This window comes from Fibrobacter sp. (assembly GCF_045112255.1).
Classification (GTDB): Bacteria; Fibrobacterota; Fibrobacteria; order Fibrobacterales; family Fibrobacteraceae; genus Fibrobacter.
Genome location: NZ_JBGUHR010000040.1, coordinates 1 through 26,313, shown reverse-complemented (window position 1 = coordinate 26,313; position 26,313 = coordinate 1). Strand labels below are relative to the sequence as shown.

The following is a 26,313-nucleotide window of genomic DNA, read 5'->3' as shown; positions in this document are numbered from 1 at the left end:
TCACTAGTCATTAGAATAATGTCCGACAAACCACGTCAAGGATTCGCGTAAAACGACATCGATCGGAGTCTTGGCCTTAAAGCCAAGCAATCGTTCGGCCTTTTCTACAGACGGCAAACGGCGCATGGAATCTTCGTAGCCTTCGCCGTAGTATTCCACGCCAGAAACCACTTCCGGCTCAGGAATAGAGTCCACACTTACGCCCTTGACTTCTGCAAAGATATGGCGCATTTTGTATGCAAGTTCCGCGATCGTAAGTTCATTGTCCGGATTTCCGATATTAAATGCTTGCGACAACGGCGTTTTTTCCGCAACATGTTCAGTTGCACTCGCGACATTCTTAACTGCACTCGACGCCATTCCAACAGCATTCGCCGAGAATCCGGCTTCAAACAGCGCGAACATAAAATCGACCGCATCAAAGACGCTCGTAAAGCTGCGCTTTGCTACACCGCCATTCACAAGTTTCAAAGGCTCGCCGCGCACAAGCGATGACGAGAAATTCGCAAGCACACGCGGAATGCCCGAACCATCGACGCCCGGCATAAAGTCCATGTACGGCCCGACAAAATTGAACGGACGAACCACGGTCCACTTCAAATTCTTAAGGCCCGCAATATAGCGTTCCGTCAAGAGCTTTGCGGTCGCATAGCTCCAGCGGCTCGCCGTCACCGGCCCAAAAGTAAGTTCGGATTCGTCCTCAACGAGCAAGCCAGAATCGGCCGACGTGCGCCCGTAAATCTCGGACGTCGAAAAATGAATGAGCCAAGAGCCTGACTTCACACAAGCATCCGCCAGCGCCGCCGGATGGTCGTAATTGCTGCGGATAACTTCAGGAGCTTCAGCCATATAGCGGCTCGGGGTGCAAATCGCCGCAAGGTTCACGACGACAGGATACTTTGCAATACGCTCAACGACTCTCTTATCGGCGAGGTCCGCCACCATAAACTCGCAACGTTCGTCGTTTAGCCTATGCTGGATCCTGTAAAAATCCAAATCAACGCCAAAAACGCGCCACTGGGTGCGCGTCAAAATAGCATCGAGAAGGTGACAACCAATAAAACCACCGCAACCGACAATAGCCACGGTGATACTTTGGTCATTGAACTTTAGGTTCATTACTTCGTGACCGTGAACTCACCAGAGTTCGCGCCCTTATTCGTCTTAATGTACGGAACTACACGAATATAGCCGGTCTTGGTTTCCTTAACCTTACTTGCATCAAGCGTCACTTCCGCTTCGTAGCAAGTCTTACCATCGGCCTGGCCTGCAGGACCAACAGATTCTTCAGTAAGATCCTCGCCCTGATCGTCTTTGCCTGTTTTGAACTTGATCATATAACCAGAATCATCGACATCGGAACCAAAGATAACGGTGATTTTCTGACCGATCTTGAAGGTTTCGCCTTTGGTCGGATAAACAACCTTGACGCCACCCGTCACAGAGCAATCGAACTTGTCAGTTGCATTAGACGGAGAATCTTCTTCACCGCAAGCAAGGAATGCAAGGGAGCTTGCCAAGAGCAGAGCATGAGAAAACTTCATATAGACCTCTATTGATGTTTCGTTTAACTGTTTAACAATATAAAAATTTGGGAAGACAACAAGATAAGACGGTCACTTATTTCATTGATTGTATCAAGGAATCCAGTTTTCGCGTAAGCCTTTGACCACCAACATAACTCAAATGGTCGTAATCATAGGCCATTTCATCTGTATAGTCATGGTCACCCATTTTATTTTCATCAACAAATACGAAATTCGAATACTTTTTCTGCCAATTCTCTAAAGAATCAATCAGAGATTCCGCAATACTGCGCAGCATCCCATGACGGCCAAAAACCCCCGTTTTTTTATAATAAGGAGACTGCGGGAACACAACGCCAATGATAACGACATTTTTTTTCTTTGCATAATCAATCAAGTCCTTTAAACGACCCAGATGTTTGGACCAAACACGAGCGTTACTCCATGCAGGATCCCCGATAATCGGATTTTCATTAAAGCCGCCTACAGTCCATCCTCCTGATTCTATATAAATCCATCCATGATTTTCATTCATTAAATCTCTCAAATAATCAATCCCGTTCGCATAAACAGCATTCAGTTCCTTATACTGTGACGGAACGCCATTTTTCCAATAGGAATGACTCTTATCGTACTCAAAGCCTATATTGCCACCAACATTTTTATTGAAATTTTGGTCCTTTCCTCCGGACCACAAATCAAAATCAAGACTGACAATTAGATATTTCAGATTTTTACAATGTGGCAAGACATAATTTTCAGCGAGCGTTGCAATAACATCCATGTCATTTGGAATGGTCGCCATATTGAACGCATAACCAGACTTTACCTCTTGAGCCATAAATCCCACACTGACTCGAGATGAACCCAAGGCAACAATTTCAACAATATCAGAAATCGTCCAAAAAGCGTTCATCTTGTGAGTAATAAGGGTGGCGTCTTGCCCAACGTAATACATACCGGCGCTATCCAGATTAAGTTTATCATAGTAGGCAGCATTCATAGGGTACACCCAGAAACTCGGATGCCACAGTTCATCGCCTTGAACAAGCTCCACAATTTCAGAAGTTTCAAGATTGACAAGCGCAATTTTGGAATGTGCGTCATTTGCATTAATAAGAGTTACAACAGCATAGTCTTTTAAACCACTCACCCATTCGCTATGATCAAAGCTAAATCCCTCAGGAGAGGCTACAGACTTGATCAGCTTGCCATTTTTATCCGCAACGAAAAGGCGCTCGTGTACGCGATAGCTTTCTCCCACAAATTTCTTTCCTGTTCTACTGCCAAAGTCAAGGAACAGCGTACGACGGGAATCATCTTTGGCCAGGGACACATTGCAAGCCTGCTCGCCGTTATACCAGACCGTGTCACGGGCAGAACCATTAGACGGTGTAATCCGAGCGCGCAAAAGCTTGGAACCCGAGACCGCCAATGAACCATCAGCACTGACGCCACCGTGATACGCCCCGTCAAACAACTTTTGCGGCGTCCCGAACTTTTCACCCGCAAACGAGACCTGCCAAGTCGACTTTTTCTTGAAGGTCGCATCAGTGCTATTATCGCCGGCATCGCTCACAAATACAATGACGGTATCCCCATCCGGGAGAATTCGCCAGCGCGGGATAGCTGCGTTTTCAAAGTCCAGTTTCTGGAGTCCCGTACCGGCAAAGGTCAAATCACGGACATAGACCTGAGACTTACTGGACGTACCTTCAAGACCAGTACAGAATACAACACGTTTACCATCTGGGGAAATTTCAGGATGATAAACTTCTATAGTATCCTTGATTTCCATAATGCTTGAAAAACCGCTTGAATAATCAATGAAGACAAGGTTTCCCGAAACATCGTTACGAAAAGCGAGCTTTACCCCGTAAGAACCCACCAGGGAACGGACTCTTGTAAAATTGGCAACAGCCGTCATAACCCCCGTCTGTTCACTCCCTTCATCACCAGCCCAAGATGCATTTGGGATGGTTCCATACGCAAGGCGAAATCCGACATATTCAGCACGGGTTCCCGAAGTCACCGTATAAACATCGCCACGACTGTAGAGGTTTACCGTAGCCGAAGCATCGCGGTAACTTCCGCCTTTAACGACTCGCTGTCCAATAGCGCGCCCTTCTGATGCGCCGACATAATTCAGATAAGTCGTGTCGCGGAAATTACCCATCCAGTCATTGACAAATTCTAGGGCATTCCCCATAATGTCGCAAAGTTCATTTTTCTTAGTAGCCTTTGCACAAACCGGATGCAGCTGATAACCCGAATTATCTGAAGTCCAGCTGTTTTTCTTTTTTCCAAATTTATTAGCGGTAAAGACCCATTCGGCTTCGGTCGGCAAGCGGAAGGATTCTTTGTCGGGACGAAAAGCAAGGGCATCTAAACCTGTGCAATGTTTTTCTTCATCAAAGGAACTCTTGCTATAAGTGTAGGCCGTATCCTTGCCAGCAGCCTTGCTTTTGGCATTGGCGAAGAGAACGGCGTCATAATAAGAAATATCCGTTGCCGGGAGACTATCGTTTGAACATTTCAGGACAAGGCCTGTTTCTGCGCGCATAAGGCGATCGAACTCACCGCAAGTCACCTCGCTTTTGGCCATGTAAAAATCGTAATCGAATTTAACCTTCATCTGCGGACGTTCACTAGGCTTTGCATTTTCATTGTCCGTGCCAAGCGTAACTTTAGCGTCAGATGCGGAAATCGGCAACATTCCTTCCAGAAATGCCGGCAAGTCATCAAAATTGTCAGTAGAGGAACTATGCGAACACGATTCCATGCAAGCAAGGAATAAAAGGCAAGCTCCCCTCAAAAAATTATAGAACTGCATATTTTAAATATACAATATCTATACGATTCCAGATGATTTTTTTTGAGCAGGTTTATGCTTGTTTTTTTTAATCTTTCAGTAGTTCTGGGTGCTTCTCGGAGATGCGGCGGGCAAGGTACACAAAAGGAGTGTCCATGAGCGACGTCACGATGAAAATGCCATAGCCGAACACGAGAATTTCGCCGATGGTATTCCACGGGAAAACGCCCGCAAACGCAAGCAAGTTAAATACGACTACGTTGATCAGCTGACTCACCAGCGTTGAACCGTTGTTGCGCAGCCACAGGAATCCTTTGCGGTTGCCGAACTTCTTTTCGGACCATTTCCAGACGGCGTGGTAAGCCCAAACGTCATAAGCTTCGCAGACGGCGTAAGCAAACAAGCTCGCCAGCATCACGCGGGGCGTATTCGAAAACACCGTACGGATCGGTTCGGCCATCGTATCGCCTGCGGCCGGGATGTACAGGAACCAGCTTTGCGAAATGAGAATAAACGTCACATTCGCGAGGATGCCGATTTTCACACAGCGGCTAGCCTCCTTTTTGCCATAGATTTCGCTCATCATGTCGGTTGCCAAGAATGACGATGCGAAAATGACGTTACCGAGCGTCGTGTCAAGCCCGAACGCGTGAACGAGAATCAGGACTTCGATGTTTGCTGCAATTGTTGCAATGACGGTCCAGGCAAAAATGCCCTGCTTACCGAAGAAACGGAAAAAAGCGACGAGGCCCCCAAAGAACACAAAAATGGAGGCAATCATGAGAAGTTCGTTTTGCACGATTACTTTCTCCTATCAATTGCAGCAAACAATCTGCTCTTGGCGATGGCTTCGAATTCGGTACCCGGTTTGCCGTAATTGGCGAACGGATAAAGCGAAATGCCGCCGCGCGGCATGAAGATGCCTTCGACTTCGATGTACTTCGGGTCTAAAAGCTTCACCAAGTCCTTCATGATGATGTTCACGCAGTCTTCATGGAAATCCCCGTGATTGCGGAACGAGAACATGTAAAGTTTGAGCGACTTGGATTCCACCAAGAACTGGTCGGGAATGTAATTGATCTTGATTTCGGCAAAGTCCGGCTGACCCGTTTTCGGGCAGAGGCTCGTAAATTCCGGGCAGTTGAAGGTGACCATGTAGTCGTTACCCGGATGCTTGTTCGGGAACTTTTCGAGCACTTCGGGGCTGTAAGTGGTCTTATACTGGGTCTTGTTGTTGCCGAGCAGCGTAACGCCTTCGAGTTCAGCTTCTGAACGCATAAAGTCTCCTAGTTTTGTTTTAAGTCAGGATGGGTTTCGAACTGACCGATTTTGAGCGCAAATATAGAAAAACAATGCCAAGCAATCTTTCGCACGAATCAAAAAGCAAGTGCATTCACCCAATAACAGACTGCGGTAATCACAGAAAGCGGCGTCATCACGAATTTTTCCTTTTTGCTTTTCGAGAACATATTTCCAAAACAATTCAACGTCAAATAAACCGCAAAGGCAATTCCAACAATCTTAGTGACTTTATGAGAGAACCATAGGGACATATAGCCACCAAGCTGCAAAAGTATAACGGCAAAGAAAACCTGCAAAAGCAACTGTACCGCAAGCACAATACGCAATTTCGCAGGGAAAACTTTAAACTGGCCACCCAAGGTAAACGCGCCTAGCGGAGCACCAAAAATCAAGGCGACACTCATTATAACAACGAGAAATAGCAGAACCGCACCGATTATTGCTGTCATAAGAACCTCCAAGAATTGATTTAAATATAACTTAAAAATATTAGCTCTATAGATGTTTTGTCAACGAAAGATTTTCCTCAAACAAATACATCACAATGTTTTCGAGGTATTTTATTGTTACGTGCTGTTTCCTAAAAAATTCTGGGGTTACAAAGAGTATGAAATCAACAATGTTTAAGGCATTTGCTTTTGCCCTTGCCGCATCGACATTTTCGTTTGCGGGTGTAGGCATGGCCGATGGTGCTGCCAAATTTTTAGGCAACATCACTACCGCAGGCGAAATCCCTGACAACTTTGGGACCTACTGGAACCAGATTACCGCCGAATACGAATGTGTCTGGATTAATGTCGAAAAAGAACGCGGCAAATACGATTGGACAGGTTGCGACCTCGCCTACAACTGGGCTAAAACAAACAACGCCCATTTCACATTCCATACCCTTTTATGGGGTTCGCAAAAACCGGAGTGGTTAAACAAGCTCGATGTTGACGAAACAAAAAAGGCTTTTACTGATTGGCTTGATGCCGTTAAAGAACATTACCCTGACCTCGAAATGATTGAAGTGGTCAATGAGGCCGTCAAAACAAACAACAACTATCACTCCAATTTTAAAACATCCAAGCTAATCGAGGCTCTCGGCGGCGACAATGACGACTACAAATTTGTGGTAACTGCGTTCAAAATGGCGCGTGAGCGTTGGCCAGAAGCAATCCTGATTTACAACGACTATAACACAATTTTGTGGCAAAAGAACGAAGGGATTGACCTTATCAAGAAAATCAAGGCCCAGGGCGCACCCGTCGATGCATATGGGATGCAGTTCCACGAAACAACACTACAAGGCTCAGGTTATCGTTGTCTCAGTTCTGCGGTACTCAAACGCGTTCTTCATGAAGCCCACGAGCAAACAGGCCTCCCGATATACATTACCCAATACGATGTCGGTGACAAGAATGACTATTTCCAAAAAGAGTGCTACCAAGAACATATTCCCTTGTTGATGGAAACAGAATATGTGAAAGGCATTACTCTTTGGGGCTACGTTTATGGCAAAACATGGGTTACAGACGGGAACTCCGGCCTTATCAAAGACGGAGTAGAACGCCCGGCATTGACCTGGCTCAAGGAATATTTCAAGAATCCGAACGCAGTCCGTTACGGTCACGGAATTGCCGATGGTGCGTACAAGTTTCTTGGAAACATGATTGCCGACAAACAAGAAATTCCCGAAGATTTTCAAGCCTACTGGAACCAAGTTTCGCCCGAAAACGCTTGTACGTGGACAGTCATCGAAAAAGAACGCGGCAAGTACGACTGGACGGGTTGCGACAACGTCTATTACTGGGCGCAAACAAAAAAAGTGTCATTCAATTTCCGCAGTTTGCTTTGGGGAACCCATACCCCCAGCTGGCTCTACAACCTTGATGTCGACGAAACTAGGAAAGCTGTTGAAAACTGGTTTGACAAAGCCGCCATGCGTTACCCCAAACCTTACATGATTGAGGTGGTCAATTATTCCGGTTTCGGGAGCGGCAATAAAATCATCGAAGCACTCGGTGGCAACGACGATTACAAATTTATAGCCACGGCATTCAAGATGGCCCGTAAGCGCTGGCCTCACGCAATTCTCGCATTGAACGCCATCGATGAATACGGCTGGAAGAACAATCAAGGCGCCGACATTATCCAAAAAATCCAGGAGCAAAACGCCCCCGTCGATGCGTATCAAATAATTTTCGCTCCTCTCGTCCAAGGTTCCGGCCCTGAAGCACAATGTTTTAGCACTGAACGCATCCAAAGCGGCATTCAGGAAATCTACGACAAAATAAAGCTTCCGTTGTATATTACTGAATATAGCGTCGGCACGAACAATGACAGCCTTCAAAAAGCTTGCTACTCCGAACATATCCCGCTATTTATAGAATCGGAAATCATCGCAGGCGTCAACCTTTGGGGCTATCTCTATGAAGTTGGAGCAAATGTATGGACCGACGAATCAAATCCCGGACTCATCAAAGACGGCGTAGACCGCCCGGCAATGACTTGGCTCAAGGAATACTTCAACGAGCACTTCTACGACAGCAAGAATATGTGGAACAAAGAAGGCATCACGAGGCATCCGCTGGATTCGCTTGATTCAATCGCTATGGAAAAGCCAATTGCTATTAGCGATAAAGACGGCAGGTTCGGAGGCAAGATTCGCTTAGAGCAGAACACGCTCCAGAATTACGATGTGTTTGACGTGCAAGGAGTACGCTTAAGCAAGCTCTCGGCCTACGGCTTTAGCGATGCCGCTGCAACGCTCCGAACCTCAAATGCCGCGAAATCTTCGGCAATCTACTTTTTGCGCAACCGTACCACAGGAAAGATGCGGAGCGTAGGAATCGCGAGATAGGGAAAATCGGCGTTATTTCAGAAAACCTTTTGCCACAACCTTTTGTGCAGAATGCCCCATCTTGACGATATACGTTCCAGGATGATTCAAATAGAAATCAACCGTGCCAGCGGATACTTTACGACCGACAAGAATTCCGTTGACATCGAAAATTTCAATCATGCCATCATAGTTATTCACAAGTAAAGAAGAACCATGAACACGAACCTTCGCAACTGACTTAAACGCGGGAGACAAGACTATGGTTTCGGCAGTATCAATTTTTCCAGAGAAAACCGGATGAGGATCCCGACCGACTCGTTGTCCCCATACGGCCCCGTCAACTCCGTTATCAGAATAATTATGCAAAAGGGTGGCCAGTTCGCCATTGGCAATCTGTTCTCTTGAAACTGCTTCTTCACCAGGATCAGAAGCGTTCGGAGCATAGGAATGGATTTTCGTGAGGCTAGATTCCGTCTTGTTTTTTACGTAACCGAACAAGGCCCCTCTCGATGTATAGGAATTGATGATAGTCGTATTTCCAGTACCGTATGAACCACCCTGGAGACCGCCTGTACATTGACGACCACTTACGCGACCCGTATTATACACGTTAATCATAGTCAGTTCGCTTTTTTCGTAACCAACCAAGCCACCGATAAAAGTACCCCCATTAACAGAACCTTCGTTATAAACGTTTCTGAGAGTCACATGGGCACTGACATTACCGACAAAGGAACCGACATCATTACTTCCATTGAAATAGGAATCCTTGATTCCGAGATTTTCGATAACCGTCTTACCATCTTTGGACACCAAAGACAACTTGCCAAAAAGTCCAATGTGTTCCTTTTTGGAATTATTGTAGTACAGCCCAGAAATGGAATATCCTTGCCCATCAAAGGTTCCCTTGAACTTCATAATAGGCGTCCACTCCCTAAAGGGGCCAGCCTTTTCATTTAACGACTCATCATCGTTAAGCACATGTTCATTTACGACTATGTCCTTTGTAAGCTTTGCACAAGAGACATCCGCATCCGATTCATCCACCATCACAGCAAAAACGAACAAATCATCAGCATTGGCAATCTGGTAACAACCGTCTTTTGCTTCTAGGTATTTTAACCATTTGGCATATACATCGACATCGTCCGTTTCTTTATCCGAAATCCTCGTCAACGGATTTCCGGAATAATCCGCTTTCGCATACCAACCGTCAAATCTGTATCCGGCTCTTTCGGGAGTCGGAAAATCCAGCCCATAACCCACAACATATTGCTTCGCGTAAGTAGTAGTATCGCCGTCATAAGTATGGAAAGTCACTTTAGACAACTTGAGATTTTCGGTAACGTTCGTAATTTTCCCAGTCAAAACAGGATGAGAATCAGTCCCAACATTTTGCCCCCAGATGTCGCCATGCTGGGCATTATGCAAAATAGTCGCAACCACACCATTTGCAAACTCTTCACTCGTCTTTACATTTCGGCCGGAATTTTTACCCAAAGAGAAAGAATTCACCAGAGTTACCTTGGCCGAACCCTCTTCGTAACCGTATAACTTATCTTGCGTGGTAAAAGAATTCTCGATAGAAAGTTCGGTCTGTATGCCCGCTATTCCGGTAAGCCCGCCAGTATAGTTGACTCCGCTGATTTTTGCGGTACTGAAACAATTTCGTATAAGATTTTTCTCTGTATGGATGTATCCAGCCAATCCACCGATAAATCTGGACGCATAGAGGTCTCCCGTTTCATAATGGGAATCCACAAAACCCTTGTTGTAGGAATTTAGAATGTAGTTGTTTTGGCTAGCCAAGCCGATAAGGCCGCCCACGGCCGTAGTCCCGTTGACATAGCCTTCATGAAAAACGTGATCCAAGGTCAAGTGACGAGCGTGGGCCACTATGCCGCCGACATACATATCGCCGTAAACATAGGAATCCACGAATCCCAAATTTTTTATGACAGCACGCTGTTCTTCGGACTCTCCAAAAACCGTATTGATGAATCCCGCAGAAGCATGCGCATCTTTTACAACAACGACAAGCCCAGAAATCACGTGATTCTGGCCATCCAAGGTTCCTTTGAAATAATCGATGGGAGTCCAGAGAGTAAAATCCGATTCTTTTCCGTTAAGGGCAAAATCCGCCGTAAGGACTTTACTATTAAGTTCAATATCATTGACAATCTTTACACACAAAGACTCGCTCGTTAGAGATTCATTACTCCATTGAGCAAATCCATACAATTCTTCTGCGGAACCGATTTCGTAGCAGCCATCCACAAGTTTTGGCATTTGAGGCTTTCCCGAATAGGCGGCAAAAGAATTTACCACAAGCGTAATAAATAACAAAACGACAATATAATACTTCATGACATAGACCTCCAAACAAAAACCTTAGTTTCTACATTACAATTATAAAAAAAATAGGACCGTACAAAGCCAATAGAAACAATTTGTTTGTTTGCTTATTCTTACAAAATCAAGAAATGTTCTTTACCAGGAAGTTTCCGCTAGAGAGGGGAGCGGAAAATCGGAATTGACGCAATCTCAATTTTATATAAAAAAAGAGAATCCCCACAAAATTATTTTTTGTATATTACACCTTGATCTTTTTAAAAAGGAGTGCAAATGAAAAAGACAATTATTGCAGGAATAAGTGTATTGGCCTTGAGTCTTATCGGTTGCGATTTATCGACCGATTCCGACACTAACGGCAAAGTCAACTACCAGTGTTCCGTTTCTTATAGCGGTCGCGCCTTGGACGTTGTCATTGATCATCCGGATCTCAAACAAACACTTAAGGCTCGCGTTAACTTAGGTGGAGCTGGAGAAGATCCGTTCTACGAAATTGAATCGACATACAGCTACAACACCGCAGAAGAAGCTGAAGCCGCATGCGCCGCCAAGAAAACGGAAATTGAAAACGGTCTCAACTACGTAAAACCAGGCCGTGTAGAATGCGCTTCAAATTCGGTGACCACTTACGAATACACCGAAACCAAAGCATCTGATAGCTATCGCGATACCTACCAGAAGAAGTGCGACGATTTTGCAGCAGCCAATCGATAACACAACTCGTATCGACTTTTCAATACAGGTTCCGCTATTTGCGGAACCTTTTTTTGGCCCCATCAGTTTTGCCCTAATGAGCACTACAAAATTTTCTGACAGAAAATTTTTACTACATTTCGAGCCATGAATCAAGAAACACCCGATACCACTCTAGGTTTATCTAACGTCAATCACCTAGAACGACTTTACGATGGTTGGTTCCTCGATTACGCCAGCTATGTGATTTTGGACCGTGCGGTCCCGTATTTTGAAGATGGCCTGAAGCCTGTTCAGCGCCGTATTTTGCACTCCATGTTCGAAAACCACGACGGACGCTACCAGAAGGTGGCAACGATCGTCGGTCGAACGATGGCCTACCACCCGCATGGCGACGCCTCCATCGGCGATGCACTTGTGGGCCTCGGCCAGAAGAATTTGCTCATCGACACCCAGGGTAACTGGGGCAACCCCTACACGGGCGACCGCGCTGCAGCTCCCCGTTATATCGAAGGCCGCCTCACGCCGTTCGCTGTCGATGTCGTGTTCAACCCCGAAACGACGGAATGGATCCCGAGTTACGATGGTCGTAGCGAAGAACCGGTCACGCTCCCGGTCAAGTTCCCGCTGCTTTTGGCACAGGGCGTCGATGGTATCGCAGTCGGTCTCTCGACTTCCATCCTCCCCCACAACTTCCGCGAGCTCTGCGAGGCTAGCATTGCTTGCCTGCGCGGCAAGAAGTTTACGCTTTACCCGGACTTTTTCACGGGCGGCATCATCGACGTGTCGGACTACAACGATGGTCAACGCGGGGGCAAGGTCAAGGTCCGCGCGAAGATTGAAAAGGTCGATAACAAGACGCTCGCCATCCGCGAAATCCCGTACGGCACAACGACCGTGAGCTTGATTGAAAGCATTGTCAAGGCAAACGACAAGGGCAAAATCAAGATCAAGCACGTGGACGACAACACAAGCCAGGGCGTCGAAATTCTCGTACACTTGCAGCCGGGGACGGACCCGCAGGTGGCCATTGATGCACTCTATGCCTTTACGGACTGCGAAAAGTCTCTTTCTCCATGTACGTGCGTCATTATCGACAAGCACCCGAAATTTGTCGGTGTTTCAGACATCTTGAAGCTCAACACGGAACACACCGTGAAGCTTTTGGAATGGGAACTCGCCAACGAACTCAAACACCTCGAAGACAAGTGGCACATGACCACGCTCGAAAAGATCTTTATCGAGAAGGAAGTCTACGAGGTCATCAAGAAGGCCAAGGACCGTGAACAAATTATCCGCCTCGTTCGCGAAGGCCTCACGCCGTACCTCAAGCGTCTGCACCGCCAGACCGTTACGGACGACGAAATCGGCAAGCTCATTGAAATCCCGATCCGCCGTATAAGCCATTACGACCGCGAAAAGGCCGACCAGCTTTTGAAGGAACTCGAAGAAAGCATCGCGACCTGCAAGTACAACCAGGAACACATTATCGATTATGCCGTGAACCACTTCAAGAACATCTTGAAGAAGTACGGCGAAGGCAAGGAACGCCGTACGCAGATTGCCGAATTCGGTAAGGTGAACGCCGTACACGTGGCTCTTGCAAACCAGAAGCTTTACGTGAACCGCAAGGAAGGTTTCGTGGGTACCGGCATGAAGAAGGAAGAATACCTCTTCGACGTGTCGGAATACGATGACTTGATCGTGTTCAAGGCTGACGGCAGCTTCAAGGTAGTGAAGGTCAGCGACAAGGACTTTGTCGGTAAGGATATCATTCTCGTTGAAAAGTTCAACAAGGACGACGAACGCCATATCTATAACGTCATCCACCAGGATGGCAAGGACGGCTACGCTTATATCAAACGCTTTAACGTCGGCGGCGTGACTCGCGACAAGGATTACTACATGGGCAAGAACAAGCCCGGTAGCAAGATTCTTTACATGTCGAGCAACATGAACGGCGAAGCCGAAGTGGTCGAAGTCATCTTGAAACCGCGTCCGCGCATCAAGCTGAACTTTGAAGTGGACTTTAGCGAAGTTGAAGTCAAGGGTCGTGGAGCTCTCGGCAATATCGTTTCGAAGTACCCGGTCAAGACGGTCAAGAGACTACGCAAGGGCGTTTCGACGCTTGGCGCAAGAGTGCTATACTTCGATGCTCCGAGCGGTATCGTCTCGACGCAGAAGAAGGGCGATTGCCTCGGTGAATTTGGAGAAAACGACAAGTTGCTCATCATCAAGCAAGATGGTAGCGCTCGCGTCCACACCATGGCAGACCCGATTCTCGTCGGTTCAAACATCAAGTATCTGCACAAGTACGACCCCGCACAGGTCTTTACGGTGCTCTACTTCGAAGGTTCGAATTTCAACTACATGGTCAAGCGCTTCAACCTCGAAGGTTGCCCCATGACGACGGAATTCAGCGTGGTTTCCGACCACAAGGACACGAAACTCATCGAGCTCTTTGCTACAGACGACGCCCGTGAACTGATGGAATACCAGGTCGGTCGCGAAGTCCAGAAGGAAGAACTCGACTTGACGGAAATTGCGGAAGTCAAGGGCTACAAGGCTCTAGGAAGCAAGTTCACCGCCAAGAAGATCAAGCGCGTGAGCCGCATTTCGCCGGCAGATCCGTTTAGCGACGGAAGCGGTGAAAGCGAAGGTTCTAGCGAAGACCCGAGCTTGTTCTAGGAAGGACGCAGGAAAGGTGACCCCGTCCCGGAACAAGTCCGGGATGACAGGCCGGGGTGACATTGCAAAAATTTAGACCGGCGGCGAGCCGGTCTTTTTTCGTTTAACAAAATGTCAATCAAACAACTTAATCATTCTTTATACAGCGGACAGAATATCGTGCATGTTTTCCATTCAGAACAGTATGATCATCACCCCAAGCAGTATCATCATAACGACTAAAGCTTAGAAAAGACGAATGGAACTTGTTTATTTCTATAGAAGACCAAAAGATAGTGTAATCACCAATGCGAGTATAAAAATTTTCTGCTGTTTTCGTAGCAAATCCCGCAGGCAACAAAGAAAAACCATAAGCATCTAGGCCTTCGCCGCCGTTAAACCAACCACTATCAGCTTTCAACATCAACGCTGCTGTTTGATACCCCCCAACCGCTACAAACATTTTATTCCATTCCAATGTAGTCGGCAAAGACCAACCTTTAGGGCAAACTCCACGCAACGGATATTTAGGCTTACACAATCTTTCATCGCCACAACCTTCGCCATCCGAACTAAAAATCGCAGCACTATCCATTGCAGCGCTCCAACGATACAAGCGACCATATTTCTCACAATAAGACAAACTATCATTATAACAGGAGCTTAATGTATCTAAAGAATTTTCTGGTAACAAATACTCATAATTCAGATTTTCAGCCATCCACCACCGGTTTCCTATTTTAACAGTCCTATAAGTCTGGCCATCTCGTTCATCCTTCAGAGTACCGTATTCACATTCATCCTTTGTTTTGGTTTTACAAGGCTTCACAGGAGGTTCAAAACTACTCGATGAAGAACTATTCAAATGTTCATCTACATTATTTTGATTAACGCCAGATGAAGAATCGTTACCGCAAGCAATCATAGAGCAAGATATGCAGGATAAATTAACTAAGAAGATCCATTTCGATAAATTCATTTTTAACCTCAACATACTTTAATCTTCAACACAGCGAACCGATAAAGTACAATTTTTACCACACTTATAGACCGTAATACGATCGTCTATAAAAGACATACCCATAACATACGCATCATTGGAGTTTGACATTTTCGTAGAACTCCAAAAGAAGGCATTACGCCACACAGATTCATCCCTTTCGCCAGCAGGAAGAACCGTGAACCCATAAGCATCAGAACCGCCACCACGGACCCCATCATAATAAATCCAATCATCCGTAGAAGACTTGAGCATTTTACCTGCTATTGGCACACCTCCAACTTCGTTAAAAAGAACAGACCATTCATGATCCGAAGGCAAATGCCAGCCAACAGGGCAAGCACTATCCACCGCCGCAGAAAAACCATAATGGCGACCAAATTCATCACAAAGTCCAGCAGAATCTAAAGGGCAATTGCTATTCCCTGTTTCATAATTCATATTTTCAGCCATCCAAGTCTGAGATCCAATGTGAATTGTCTTATATGTTTTTCCATCCCGAGAGTCCGTAAAACTTCCAGATTTTCCTTTTTTCCCTTTTGACTTTTCCGAATTTTCATTTTCCATAGGCACATCTTTAAGACAACGTACCGATACTTTTAGCTGTTGGTAAGTCTTTGACGAAACAACGACATAAACTACATTATCGTCCTTTAAAAACAGAAAATACGGTGTCGGGCTTGCTAAAGCCCTCTTCGTATAAAACCAAAAAGCTGCTTTTTCACCCTCTTCATCATACACCCCATTTTTATCATATATGTTGGAGAATAAACCAGCCGGAAGTACCGAAAAGTCAAAATCATCCGTTCCATTGTTGTCATTAGGTTCCTTTTTATCTTTCCAACCCGTCTTGGATTTGAGCGTCCTATAAGCAACAGAAAATCCACCTGTCGTAAGCAAAAGTTCTTCCCATTCATCTCTCGTTGGAAGATGCCATCCCAAAGGGCAAACACCACGCACAATATTCTCGTTTGAGTTAAACCGCCCAGCATTATCTTTTGCAGCATCCCACAAATACAGACGGCCATATTTTTTACAATAGGAAGGGTCATTGTTATAACAGAAACTTGATGAATCATTACCGTACATAGGTTCCAAATATGCATAATTCAGGTTCTCTGCCATCCAAGTCTGGTTGCCTATAGTTACAACCTTATACTTATGACCGTCTCGTGAATCGATAAGGAATCCATCCTTAACTTCAGAAATATTTTTTTCATCAGTCGATGTTCCAGAGGACACCTTTCCATCATCGTTATCATCTTCTGCTTGCGAGCCATTGTCAGTACAGGCCGAGAAAAGAAGGATGAAGAGTGCTACAAAAAGCAACGAACGACATTTGATGCAACTATCTTGCATTTCTCATTCCTCCAAAAACAAATTATGTACTCCCGTAGAGCTTATCTACAAGATAATAATATAGAATATTTGTTACAGGATATCTCTGTTCAAGAGTTCACCGTGACTGAGTTCAAGGCGGCGGAACGGACTGTTCAAATAAAAGTCCGGGTTATGCGTTGCCATGAGGATGGTCGTACCGCGGGCGTTGATTTCCTTAAAAATGCAGAAGACTTCTTCAGCGTTTTTCGGGTCCAAGTTACCAGTCGGTTCGTCCGCCAAAAGCAAATACGGATTGTGCACCATCGCACGGGCAATTGCCACACGCTGCTGTTCACCACCCGAAAGCGTGTAAGGCATTGCAAAGCGTTTTTGGCTAATGCCCACGAGCGCAAGCGCGTCAAAAACAGCCGCGTTGATTTTGTTGCTCGGAGTGCCTACAATGCGGAGCGCAAGCGCCACATTCTCAAAAACATTGCGGTCCGGCAACAGCTTAAAGTCCTGGAAAATAATTCCCATCTTGCGGCGAAGCGCCTGGATCCTATCGTCCGGAGTGTTCTTGCTATCGTACAAGACGTTGTCCGAGAACTTGACCATCACCTGGCCGCCGCGCTGTTCGTCCGGGCGTTCATCCATGTAGATGAGTTTCAGCACCGTCGATTTTCCGGCGCCGGAATGCCCCGTCAAGAAAACAAACTCGCCCTTGTTGATGCGGAAGGTGACGTTATTCAACGCCTTCCAGTTGGCTTCGTAAGATTTCGTGACGTGGGTAAAATGGATCATACTATTCCGTCATTCTGATTTCGACGAGAACTTCCTTGCGCCACTTCTGGATGAGCTTCTGGAGCTTTTCATTTTCCAAGTGCGTTGCGGCCATGAGTTCAATCTTGCCGTAATCTTCTTCGAGCGTGAGTTCGCGCACCTGGCGAGAATCATCGAGACGGAACAAGTGGTAAGCACCATCAATCATGACCGGTTCAGAAATTTCACCGACGTTCAGGTTCGCGACCGGATCCACATAAGCAGGTTCCATTTCGTTACGCTGGAACCAGCCGAGCAAACCACCCTGGAAGTTGCTGGATTTATCTTCGCTGAACTTCTTGGCGGCATTTGCAAATTCATCCTTTGACTTGATGCTCTTGCGGAGGGAATCAGCGAGAGCCACCACCGCAGCGGAATCCTTTGCAGTAGGAATCGTGCGCAATAGAATTTGAGCAGAACGGACACCATCTTCCTTACGTCCAAGCACACGGACAATATGCCACCCCAAGTCCGTCTTGACCGGAGTCGATGCGTAGTGACCATTCTTCAAATGCTCAATAGCCTTTTCAAATGCAGGATCCAAAAGGCCGCGCTTAAAGTAACCGAGGTCGCCACCCTTTGCGGCAGAGCTATCCTGCGAATGGCGTTGAGCCAAAAGTTCAAATTTGATACCGAGGTTGAGGCTATCGATCAGCGCTTCAGCCACGCGCTTCACGGAATCCACCACCATCGAATCTGGCTTAATCGGAAGCTGAATGTGACTCAACAAAACGCAGTTGAACTGGCGCGGAAGCGAGTCCTTGTAATCCTTATAGAAGACGTCCACTTCCTTCTTGGTCGGGTGAATCGTGCCCACGTGGAGCTGGCGCACACGGGAAATTTCCATGTGATTGCGAATCTGCTTACCCAGCTGTTCGCGGTACTGGACCATCGAAAGACCGAGCTGAGCGCGCACCGCCTTTTCAAGCGTGGCCATGTCAATTTTCTGGCTTGCGGCAATCGACTGCAGGTGGCTGGTCACACGCTGGTCTACTTCGGCATCCGAAATTACAATGGAATCACGGTCAATGCGACTGAGCAAAACCTTTTCTTCAATCATGCGGTCCAGCACAGCTTCTTTCTGCTGCTGTTCCGTCATACTAGAAGCTTCAGGAGTATCCTGGAACCTGTAAAGGTTGTTCATGAACTCCGAACGCATAATCGGCTTGCCATCAACAACAGCCGCAATGCCCTCCATCAACACGGGTTCAGCAAAGCAGCCAACAGTAAAAGCAAAAACTAAAGAGGCAATTCGATTACTGATCATTATTTTTCCTTTTCACTAAGTACGTTCATCTTCGTAATTATGGGAATCCCTGTTTTCCATTCATCCTTGAGTCGCTTCAGGACGACTTTCTGATGTTCCACCCAAGCTTGCATTGAAACATCTTCAATCACCTCGTCGAGCGGTCGCGCATCAGCAGAATCAAGACGGCTTGTCACAACAGCGATCTTAGCAGCCCCATCGCAAACCTTCATCGGCGTAATACGCCCCACAACCGCGCCTCGGATCGATGGGATCATGCACGGATCAGGAGTTTTATCGACACCGTCAAATTCCCTCATGCGCTTCACCAGGCGATGGTTAGGCGGAATCGATTCGAACTTGGTGTTCTTGAATTCCTTGTAATAAATCACAGCAGACTTCCAGTCGGCAAATGAAAGAATCGCTCCCGAAACCGTAGTTTTGCCATTCAAATACAAGTTCTGATTCTTATGGTAGAAGTCAATTTTTTCACCATCGCTCACCATCATCGTATCGAGGAAGGTCTGCATGTAGTAATCCGCAATAATTTTTCGTTTCGTGCGTTCAAGCATCCGAACTAAAGCGGAATCTTTCAAAGCTCCATTTTTCACAGCCTGCTGGTAGACAAGTTCTTCCTCAATCCAGTGCTGCAAAAAAAGAATGCGCTCGTTATCACCCCAAGAATCCCAATCAGGAGCGTACGTGTAAATTTCCGACTGATGTAGCTTGGAGTCGCCCACCGTAACAATAACAGGGTCTTCGGACTTGCAAGCGGCAATCAACGCCAAACAAAAGACAAGCAATATGTGGATCAGGGATTTCATCGCGACAAATTTAGCAAATTCAAAGCCAACAGAGTACTTAAAGCCGTCCAAAACGACCTTTCAACCTTGCCAAAGCGTCTTCTTCCACGATATCTTCGACGTCATTTCCCTTGCGCTTGAACTTGAGTATTTCAAAATCTTCAAGCAAAGCCTTTGCCTGCAAGTAAAGTTCTGCAAATTCCGGGTCATCCGTTGGCGTACGGTCGATTTTTCCGAGGAGTTCACGGGCATTTTTCAGTTCGTGGTCCTTGAGGTAACGCGCCTTGAGGTACGGGCGGAAATACTCGCGGAGGGTATTGGCCGAAAGTTCCGTATTTTCGTGGGACGCGCTGGAGTTGCGAGATGCGCTAGAATTGCGAGACGCATTGCTACTACGAGATACGCCGAGGTCATCCATGGTGAGAGCGACATTTAAAACTTCAGCAAGAATGCACAGGCGTTCAAACAAAGTAAGTTCTTTTTGATACGCCGTATGGATCGCAATTATGGTTTTATTTTTTAAGGTCGACTTACCGCCCCCATTGCGCATTTCCACGCTGAAATCTTTAAGCAAATTCCAGCACTTTACAAATGCGTCAGCACTGATAAGGCCCGATTCGTATGTAGCTCGCACGAGCGAGAGGCGGATTTCTTCATCTTCGCTGCGGGTGTTTGCAGCAAGGCTCTTGAAGTCGCGAATCTTTTTGCCACGCGAGAATTCAAGCCCCGTAAAGCGCACACAGCGGGTCGCATCAAGGTTATCGGCAGCGAGCGATTTAGCCACCCAAATCTTGAGAGCCGTTTCAAAATTATCCGCAAAAACGCCGCTCATTTCAAGCAAGTTCAAGCGGTCAGCAATGAGTTGTTTCTTTTCTTCCGAGAGAGCATTTTTCTGTTGTGCGGAATGCGCCGCAGTCTCGGGATGCGCTGCGGATTCGAGATGCGCGCCCTCCACTCGCTTGCGGAACGCCTGCCAGAAGCGCGATTCATCAGAAACCATCAACGCAGACTCGCCAAGGCGCCAACCAAATCGCATCCCTTCAAGCGGGAAGTCAATGCCAAACGTCACCAATGCCGGGCGAACCGCCAGGAACATACGGTAAGAACCCCATTCCGGGCTAATTTCAAGTTTATACGGTTCCGGGAAGCCGGTCTTCGAAACAACCAAATGCAAACGCAAATGATTTTCTTTGTCGGGATTCACCGTCGGAACGTCAATGCTTGCGCCGTTTGCACCCGAGCGGATTTCCTTTGTATTCGAAAGCACTTCGTAAAGCAACAAGAGCGGAGCTTTATGCGGGAAGTTGTCGAGTGCGGCAAAGAATTCATCGTCAATCGCCGTGCGCTTGGCTTCGAGCAATTTTTTGACGCTCTTGGGCATTTCGCGAATCACGGATTCAATCATCCATTCGCGCCATTGCTGGATACTCATCGCAAATTTTGCGGGAGAGATTTCAGTCAGCAAGTCATAAGGCAAATTGAGCGTAATGCCATCGCAATCACGAGTCGCATCAAAAACCATCTCGCCCGTGACAACGCGCTCGCCAATGCGGAAATGTTCGATGGAACCGCCGAGAGTCGGGACTGGGGCGTTTCCACGCTTGTCAATCGCGACTTGATCGAGATTCCCCTTTCTTTGACGAGATGGCGATTCCTGGACGGAGCCCGGAATGACAATGCGATTAAACCCTCTCTCGTCTCTCGTCTGTAGCGAGCCCGCAAGCGTTCTCTCGTCTAACAAATCCAGCCAATACTTTTCATCGAATTTTAAGAACTGGTCGGTGTGCTCGTAGATGTAGCTTTTGAGCGTCTTGATCGAATTGACGTTACCCGCAATTCGCGTGTAGTATTCCACAAGAGCATCTTCGCTCGGAGCAAGCCCGAACTGTCGTTTGCGCGCTTCGAGAGCATGCAGATTTTCAACGACGCGGTCGTTATGCGTCATGAAATCGAAAGGCCTTGCCACCTCGCCCATCACCACCGCTTCGCGCCAAAAAATCTGGGCGCAGTCTTCGGGATTCACGCGAGCGTAATCCACGCGATGGCCACGGCTAATCACAAGCCCTCTAAAGCTCACTTCTTCGACCGCTTCAACAAAGCCGCGTTCCTTGTTCCACGTCGGTTCAAACCAGCGACGCGTGCAGAACGGTTCTGCCACTTGCAAAATCCATTCCGGCTTGATTTCGGCGGCCTTCGTGAGGAAGGTACGGCTTGTTTCGCGCACCTCGGCACTGAACAGCCATTCCACGCTTTTCGCGTACAAATCGCTCCCTGGGAACACGTGCGTTTCACGACCACTGACCAGGCGGTAACAGCCGTTTTCAATATCACGATGCGCAATCCCGCCCAAGAATCCGGAGAGGAGCGCAATGTGCAAATTATCGCGATGGAACGAATCGAACGGACAAACTTTATTTTCAAACTTCACTTCAAGAATGCGGCTGAACTGTTCGTACAAATCCACCCATTCTCGTAAGCGCAAAAAGTGCATGCTGTTCTTATCGCAGAACTTGCGGAGTTTATTCCAAGTTTTGCCGTCCCAGTCCGTGCAGAACGCATTCCACATAGAGACGTAAACGAGGAAGTCGCTCTTGTGACCGCAGAATTTGCGGTGCAACTGACGAACGCGAGTGCGTTCCGGCTCATCGTTCGGCACCACACGCGGGTCCTGAATGCTAAGCGCCGAGCACACGATAAGCGCCGGCTGCAAAACGCCCAAATCACGGGCGCGCAAAAGCACCGCCGAAAGCGAAACGTCCATCGGGAGGCGCGTCATATCGCGGCCAAGCTTGGTCACGTGACCGCTAGAATTGTCGGCCGTGAGTGCGCCTAGTTCAAACAAAGTCTTGTATGCGCCTCGGAATGCCGAATGCGGAGGTGACTGCAAGAACGGGAAGTTTTCAAGCTCCAGCCCGAGACTGCGCAACTGCAAAACAACGTTCGCGAGATTGCTACGGCGAATTTCAGGCTCCGTGAATTCATCGCGCTTTTCAAAATTCTCGGGAGAGTAAAGGCGAATGCACACGCCGGGCTTCACGCGCCCCGCGCGTCCAGTGCGCTGCCGCGCGCTGGCCTTCGAAATTTCTTCGACGGGAAGCCCCTGGATTCTCGCCTGCGCATTGTAGCGCGAGATTCGGGCCATACCCGTATCGACAACGTAAGCAATTCCCGGAATCGTGAGTGATGTTTCAGCAATGTTCGTCGCCAAGACCACACGAGTCTTGCCCGTATGCTTGAAAATGCGGCGCTGCTCGTCAGGACTCATGCGCCCGTAAAGCGGGAGCACATCAAAAGTCGCAGCATCTAGTTCGTGCGCAAGTTCGCCGGCCAAATCCTGAATGTCGCGTTCTGTCGGCAAAAAGCAGAGCAAGTGGTCACGATGGCGCGTTTCCAAATCGAGAATCGCATCTCGCGCTTCTTCGATCAATCCCGAATCGCCCTTGCCCGAGATGTCACGACCGAAGCCTCTCTCGTCTCTCGTCTGTAGGGTTCCGACCGTTCTCTCGTCTAAGAAATAATACTCGACATCCACAGGGTACGTGCGGCCTTCGGCCTCCATCACGCAGCTGTTGTCATAAAACTCTTCAAAAAGCTTTGCGTCAAGCGTTGCCGATGCAACAATCAACTTGAATTCTGGACGACGCGAAAGTACCGTCTTGAAAATGCCAAGCAAGATATCGATGTTCAACGAGCGTTCGTGCGCTTCGTCAATCATAATCGCGTTGTACTGCCGGAACAAGCGGTCCTTGCGGAACTCCTGCAACAAGATACCGTCCGTCATCACCTTGATGGGGGCTTCATTTGTACCTTGTTCCCAGAAACGAATCTTCGTCGAGACGAGTTCTTCGTCCTTGAGTTCTTCACGCAAGCGGTCGGCAATAGAAATCGCCGCCAAACGCCGAGGCTCCGTCACACCGATTTTGAACTTTACTGGATCCTTCGACTCCGGGCTACGCCCTTCGCTCAGGATGACACTGCGAAGATGTTCACCTTCAGCAATTCTCTCGTCTTTCGTCTTTGCACTTCGTGCCAACAGCTCAGCTCGATCATGCCCAACTTCGTTGGTCGCGACTCTCGCTTTATGCTGTTGTCGTCTTTCGTCTAGAAAATATTCTAACAAAAATTTGGGTAATTGTGTGGATTTGCCGGAACCGGTATCGGCCTTGACGATGATAACTTGATGTTTTTCTAAAAGCTCAAAAAACTCCTCCCGATGTTCAACAACGGGAAGCTCCGGGTACTCAATTTTCAAGTCGGTTAATTGCATTACGAGATATTTAGTTACTAAACTAATTCGGAAATAGGATATAGGAATTTTTTATTTGGCGGCTTTGCCGCGATTTATTTAATTCCGAACTCCGAATTCCGCACTCCTAATTACTCCAGTTTAACTCAGAACTCATTCCTTAATATGCCCGCACTTATCGCAGGTGAGCTTGTAGCTGTTATCGGGGTCTACGACCATCACGCCGTCACATTCCGGCACTTCGCACGGGAGTTCGCCCGGCATCACTTCTCTATAAGTCTTTTTTTCTTCCATAATAACCCGAATATAGAAATTCAAGGCCCTGCTCACCCACGACAATATTTATTTTTCGGATATGGAAAACGCAAAGACAGTCAAGCAATCTCAAGTTGAAACCCGCGACATCGTTCACCCCTCCGACGTCAACGCCTACAATTTTGTATTCGGCGGACACCTGACATCGCTTCTCGACAAGGCCGCCTGCATTGCCGCCTGCACTCATTCCAGACGCAAGGTCACAACGGTCTCAATCGACAACGTGCGCTTTTTCAAGCCCGCTACTGTCGGCACGATTCTTACCATTAAAGCTTCCGTCAACCGAGCCTTCAATACCTCCATGGAAATCGGAGTGAAGGTCTTGGGAATTGACCCGCAAGTGTCCTGGCAGCCAGAAGTCATCTGCCACGCTTATATGACATTTGTCGCCTTGGACGAGAACGGAAGACCGACCCCGATTCCCTCCATCATCCCTGAAACCGAAGACGAAATCCGCCGCTACGAAGAAGCCGGCATCCGCCGCGAAGCCAAGAAAAAACTGGCAACAGCTCTAGAAAACAAATAAATTCTCTCGTCCCGGAACAAGTCCGGGATGACAAAAGAGCTTCGTTCTCTCGTCTGAAAAAAACACTGGATACACTTGAAAACATTTTCATCAAAAAGGCCCTTTGACGGGGTCCTTTTTGTTTCTAGATTTTTACACATGAAACAGATTGACGTCAAGGACCGTTCGCTCATCAGCCTTTCGTGGCCGCTAATTCTCACTTTTGCCGTGAGCATGATCCAGCCCATGATGGACAGCTGGTTCTTGTCGCGCACTTCCGAAACCGCAGCCGCAGGCGTTGGCGCCATGCTCCCGATTCTCGGGGCACTTTTTACAGCACTCCACGCCTTCGCACAATCCGGCGCTAGCATCGTTTCGCAGTACATTGGCGCCAAGCAGAACAGCCACGCGAGCAGCACACAGACGATGGTCCTTTTCGGGAGCATTCTTCTCGGCATCGCGCTCACGCTCATCATTTATCCGCTTTCCGGGAACATTCCGCAATGGATGGGACTCACCGAAGAACCTGCTGAATTTGCCACGCAATTTTTAAGCGTTGTTTCGTTCGGGTTCGCCTTTCGCGCCTTGCAAACCATTTTGACCGCCCTCATCGCGACACACGGCCTTACCATTTGGAACTTTGTCGGGAACACACTCACGATTGCCACAAACGCCGCCTTGAACGTCGTATTCCTCGAAGGACTTTTCGGACTTCCGAAAATGGGCGTTCACGGAGTCGCTCTCGCGACCGCACTTTCCTGGCTCATTTCTTCGTGCATTCTCTGGCTTGTGCTCAAGTTCAAAGTGCACCACCACAGCAAAATTCGCGACTGGAAACGTACCCGCGTACTCTTGCCTGACTGGATCCGCATTGGCCTCCCCGCCGCCGCAGAACCCATCAGCTTCCAGCTTTTCCAGGTGTACATCACCGCAATGGTCGTCTATATCGGCACAACCGCCATGACCGCCCGCGTGTTCGCAGGGAACTTTGCCGCACTCTCCGTCATTCTCGGAGTCGGCCTCGGCAGCGGCAACCAGATTCTCGTAGCGCACCTCGTCGGCGCGCACGACTACGTCAAAGCAAACCGCCGCGTTCACCAGACACTCGCCGTGGGCATCATCAGCGGTTTCTTGCTATCCGTCGCAGTTGCACTCCTCGGAGAACACCTGCTGAGACTCTACACCGACAATCCCGAAGTACTCCGCCTCGGAAAAATTTGCCTCTGGTGCGATGTTGCCGTGCAACCGTTCAAAGCCGTAAACTTTATCGTCACCACATCGCTCCGTGCCGCAGGCGATTCCAAATTCCCGGCCCTCGTGGGTAGCGGCATGATGTGGACACTCGGCCTTGCGACTTCGCTTATCCTCGCGTTTGTCGTTGGACTCGGGCTCCCCGGCCTTTGGCTTGGCATGGCTGCAGACGAATTCTACCGCTCGTTCGCGAACATCTGGCGTTGGCGCAGTGGCCGCTGGAAAAGCAAAGCGGTTGTTTAATAAGCAAAATGTCCGGCGGGAAAGCCGGACTTTTTAACTAAAGAGCTTCGACAATTTACGATTGGTCGAGAGCAGCCTTAATAGCGAGGACATCTGCTTCAGAAAGTTCAGTATATTTGACGATTTTATCAACAGATTCATTATCCAACAGCATTTTCTTCGCCATTTCTTGCCTAGCAACATTCAGCCCCTGTTGCAAACCTTGTTGCAAACCTTGTTGCAAGCCTTGTTGCAAGCCCTGACGCAAGCCGCTATCAATAGCCGCCTTATGGATTGCGTAGTTGTCCCATTTGGCTTTTTGAGCTTCATCGATCATTTTCTGTTCCTCTTTCGATAATTTAGCCAATTTCGCTGTCGAAAACAAGAGTTCGAACACCGTGTTCACA

19 protein-coding genes and 1 pseudogene are annotated in these 26,313 nt (G+C 47.7%); 5 read left to right on the top strand and 15 right to left on the bottom strand.

The features are described from left to right. Positions 1 to 3: 3 nt before the first annotated feature. From ACJMM9_RS04740 to ACJMM9_RS04715, 6 genes are all read right to left on the bottom strand, one after another. Complete coding sequence (locus ACJMM9_RS04740; RefSeq protein WP_405324309.1) at positions 4 to 1,119, bottom strand: NAD-dependent epimerase/dehydratase family protein; 1,116 nt, start codon at positions 1,117 to 1,119, stop codon at positions 4 to 6. Continuing rightward, positions 1,119 to 1,544, bottom strand: a complete 426-nt coding sequence (locus ACJMM9_RS04735) for a hypothetical protein (protein WP_405324307.1) — start codon at positions 1,542 to 1,544, stop codon at positions 1,119 to 1,121. The genes ACJMM9_RS04740 and ACJMM9_RS04735 overlap by 1 nt, the downstream gene beginning before the upstream one ends. Before the next feature lie 76 nt (positions 1,545 to 1,620). Then, positions 1,621 to 4,359: a TIGR02171 family lipoprotein gene (locus tag ACJMM9_RS04730; RefSeq protein ID WP_405324305.1), complete on the bottom strand. Its 2,739-nt coding sequence runs from the start codon at positions 4,357 to 4,359 to the stop codon at positions 1,621 to 1,623. A 67-nt stretch (positions 4,360 to 4,426) separates the two neighbouring features. Further along, positions 4,427 to 5,137, bottom strand: a complete 711-nt coding sequence (locus ACJMM9_RS04725; protein ID WP_405324303.1) for a queuosine precursor transporter — start codon at positions 5,135 to 5,137, stop codon at positions 4,427 to 4,429. Positions 5,138 to 5,139: 2 nt separating this feature from the next. Beyond that, positions 5,140 to 5,616 carry a preQ(1) synthase gene (gene queF, locus ACJMM9_RS04720; protein ID WP_405324301.1) on the bottom strand — a complete coding sequence of 159 codons (477 nt, stop codon included), beginning with the start codon at positions 5,614 to 5,616 and terminating at the stop codon, positions 5,140 to 5,142. A gap of 98 nt (positions 5,617 to 5,714) precedes the next feature. Next, a complete protein-coding gene (locus ACJMM9_RS04715; RefSeq protein ID WP_405324300.1) occupies positions 5,715 to 6,089 on the bottom strand; it encodes a hypothetical protein in 375 nt (124 codons plus the stop codon). 158 nt (positions 6,090 to 6,247) lie between these two features. Here ACJMM9_RS04715 and ACJMM9_RS04710 point away from each other — a divergent pair, with 158 nt between their 5' ends. Beyond that, positions 6,248 to 8,485 (top strand): endo-1,4-beta-xylanase, encoded by a 2,238-nt coding sequence (locus tag ACJMM9_RS04710; RefSeq protein ID WP_405324298.1) that lies wholly within the window; start codon positions 6,248 to 6,250, stop codon positions 8,483 to 8,485. Between the two features lie 12 nt (positions 8,486 to 8,497). On the opposite strand, the gene ACJMM9_RS04705 is transcribed toward ACJMM9_RS04710, so the two are convergent. Further along, on the bottom strand, positions 8,498 to 10,834 hold the full coding sequence (locus ACJMM9_RS04705; RefSeq protein ID WP_405324296.1) for an InlB B-repeat-containing protein: 2,337 nt from the start codon (positions 10,832 to 10,834) through the stop codon (positions 8,498 to 8,500). Between the two features lie 258 nt (positions 10,835 to 11,092). On the opposite strand from ACJMM9_RS04705, the gene ACJMM9_RS04700 reads away from it, so the two are divergent. Together ACJMM9_RS04700 and ACJMM9_RS04695 are read left to right on the top strand one after the other, a co-directional pair. Further along, positions 11,093 to 11,533, top strand: a complete 441-nt coding sequence (locus ACJMM9_RS04700; RefSeq protein ID WP_405324294.1) for a hypothetical protein — start codon at positions 11,093 to 11,095, stop codon at positions 11,531 to 11,533. Positions 11,534 to 11,659: 126 nt separating this feature from the next. Next, positions 11,660 to 14,200, top strand: a complete 2,541-nt coding sequence (locus ACJMM9_RS04695) for a DNA gyrase/topoisomerase IV subunit A (protein WP_405324292.1) — start codon at positions 11,660 to 11,662, stop codon at positions 14,198 to 14,200. Positions 14,201 to 14,327: 127 nt separating this feature from the next. Here the strand turns inward: ACJMM9_RS04695 and ACJMM9_RS04690 are convergent, their stop codons facing one another. The 7 genes from ACJMM9_RS04690 to ACJMM9_RS04660 form a co-directional block, all read right to left on the bottom strand. Continuing rightward, complete coding sequence (locus ACJMM9_RS04690) at positions 14,328 to 15,158, bottom strand: fibrobacter succinogenes major paralogous domain-containing protein (RefSeq protein ID WP_405324290.1); 831 nt, start codon at positions 15,156 to 15,158, stop codon at positions 14,328 to 14,330. An 18-nt stretch (positions 15,159 to 15,176) separates the two neighbouring features. Beyond that, positions 15,177 to 16,538, bottom strand: a complete 1,362-nt coding sequence (locus ACJMM9_RS04685) for a fibrobacter succinogenes major paralogous domain-containing protein (RefSeq protein WP_405324288.1) — start codon at positions 16,536 to 16,538, stop codon at positions 15,177 to 15,179. Positions 16,539 to 16,610: 72 nt separating this feature from the next. Continuing rightward, positions 16,611 to 17,300 (bottom strand): cell division ATP-binding protein FtsE, encoded by a 690-nt coding sequence (gene ftsE, locus ACJMM9_RS04680; RefSeq protein ID WP_073425045.1) that lies wholly within the window; start codon positions 17,298 to 17,300, stop codon positions 16,611 to 16,613. Between the two features lies 1 nt (position 17,301). Next, positions 17,302 to 18,585, bottom strand: a complete 1,284-nt coding sequence (locus ACJMM9_RS04675) for a peptidylprolyl isomerase (RefSeq protein WP_405324285.1) — start codon at positions 18,583 to 18,585, stop codon at positions 17,302 to 17,304. Further along, complete coding sequence (locus tag ACJMM9_RS04670; RefSeq protein ID WP_405324283.1) at positions 18,585 to 19,439, bottom strand: hypothetical protein; 855 nt, start codon at positions 19,437 to 19,439, stop codon at positions 18,585 to 18,587. The genes ACJMM9_RS04675 and ACJMM9_RS04670 overlap by 1 nt, the downstream gene beginning before the upstream one ends. Next, entirely contained in the window at positions 19,426 to 23,634 is a 4,209-nt protein-coding gene (locus ACJMM9_RS04665; RefSeq protein ID WP_405324281.1) for a DUF3418 domain-containing protein, read from the bottom strand. The genes ACJMM9_RS04670 and ACJMM9_RS04665 overlap by 14 nt, the downstream gene beginning before the upstream one ends. A 132-nt stretch (positions 23,635 to 23,766) precedes the next feature. Further along, positions 23,767 to 23,907 carry a hypothetical protein gene (locus ACJMM9_RS04660; protein ID WP_012820363.1) on the bottom strand — a complete coding sequence of 47 codons (141 nt, stop codon included), beginning with the start codon at positions 23,905 to 23,907 and terminating at the stop codon, positions 23,767 to 23,769. A gap of 61 nt (positions 23,908 to 23,968) precedes the next feature. Between ACJMM9_RS04660 and ACJMM9_RS04655 the strand changes: the two genes are divergently transcribed. Then, a complete protein-coding gene (locus tag ACJMM9_RS04655; RefSeq protein ID WP_290764973.1) occupies positions 23,969 to 24,454 on the top strand; it encodes an acyl-CoA thioesterase in 486 nt (161 codons plus the stop codon). A 138-nt stretch (positions 24,455 to 24,592) separates the two neighbouring features. Then, on the top strand, positions 24,593 to 25,927 hold the full coding sequence (locus tag ACJMM9_RS04650) for an MATE family efflux transporter (RefSeq protein WP_405324278.1): 1,335 nt from the start codon (positions 24,593 to 24,595) through the stop codon (positions 25,925 to 25,927). Between the two features lie 55 nt (positions 25,928 to 25,982). Here the strand turns inward: ACJMM9_RS04650 and ACJMM9_RS04645 are convergent. Next, positions 25,983 to 26,313: pseudogene (locus ACJMM9_RS04645) on the bottom strand (hypothetical protein); the annotation flags it as partial.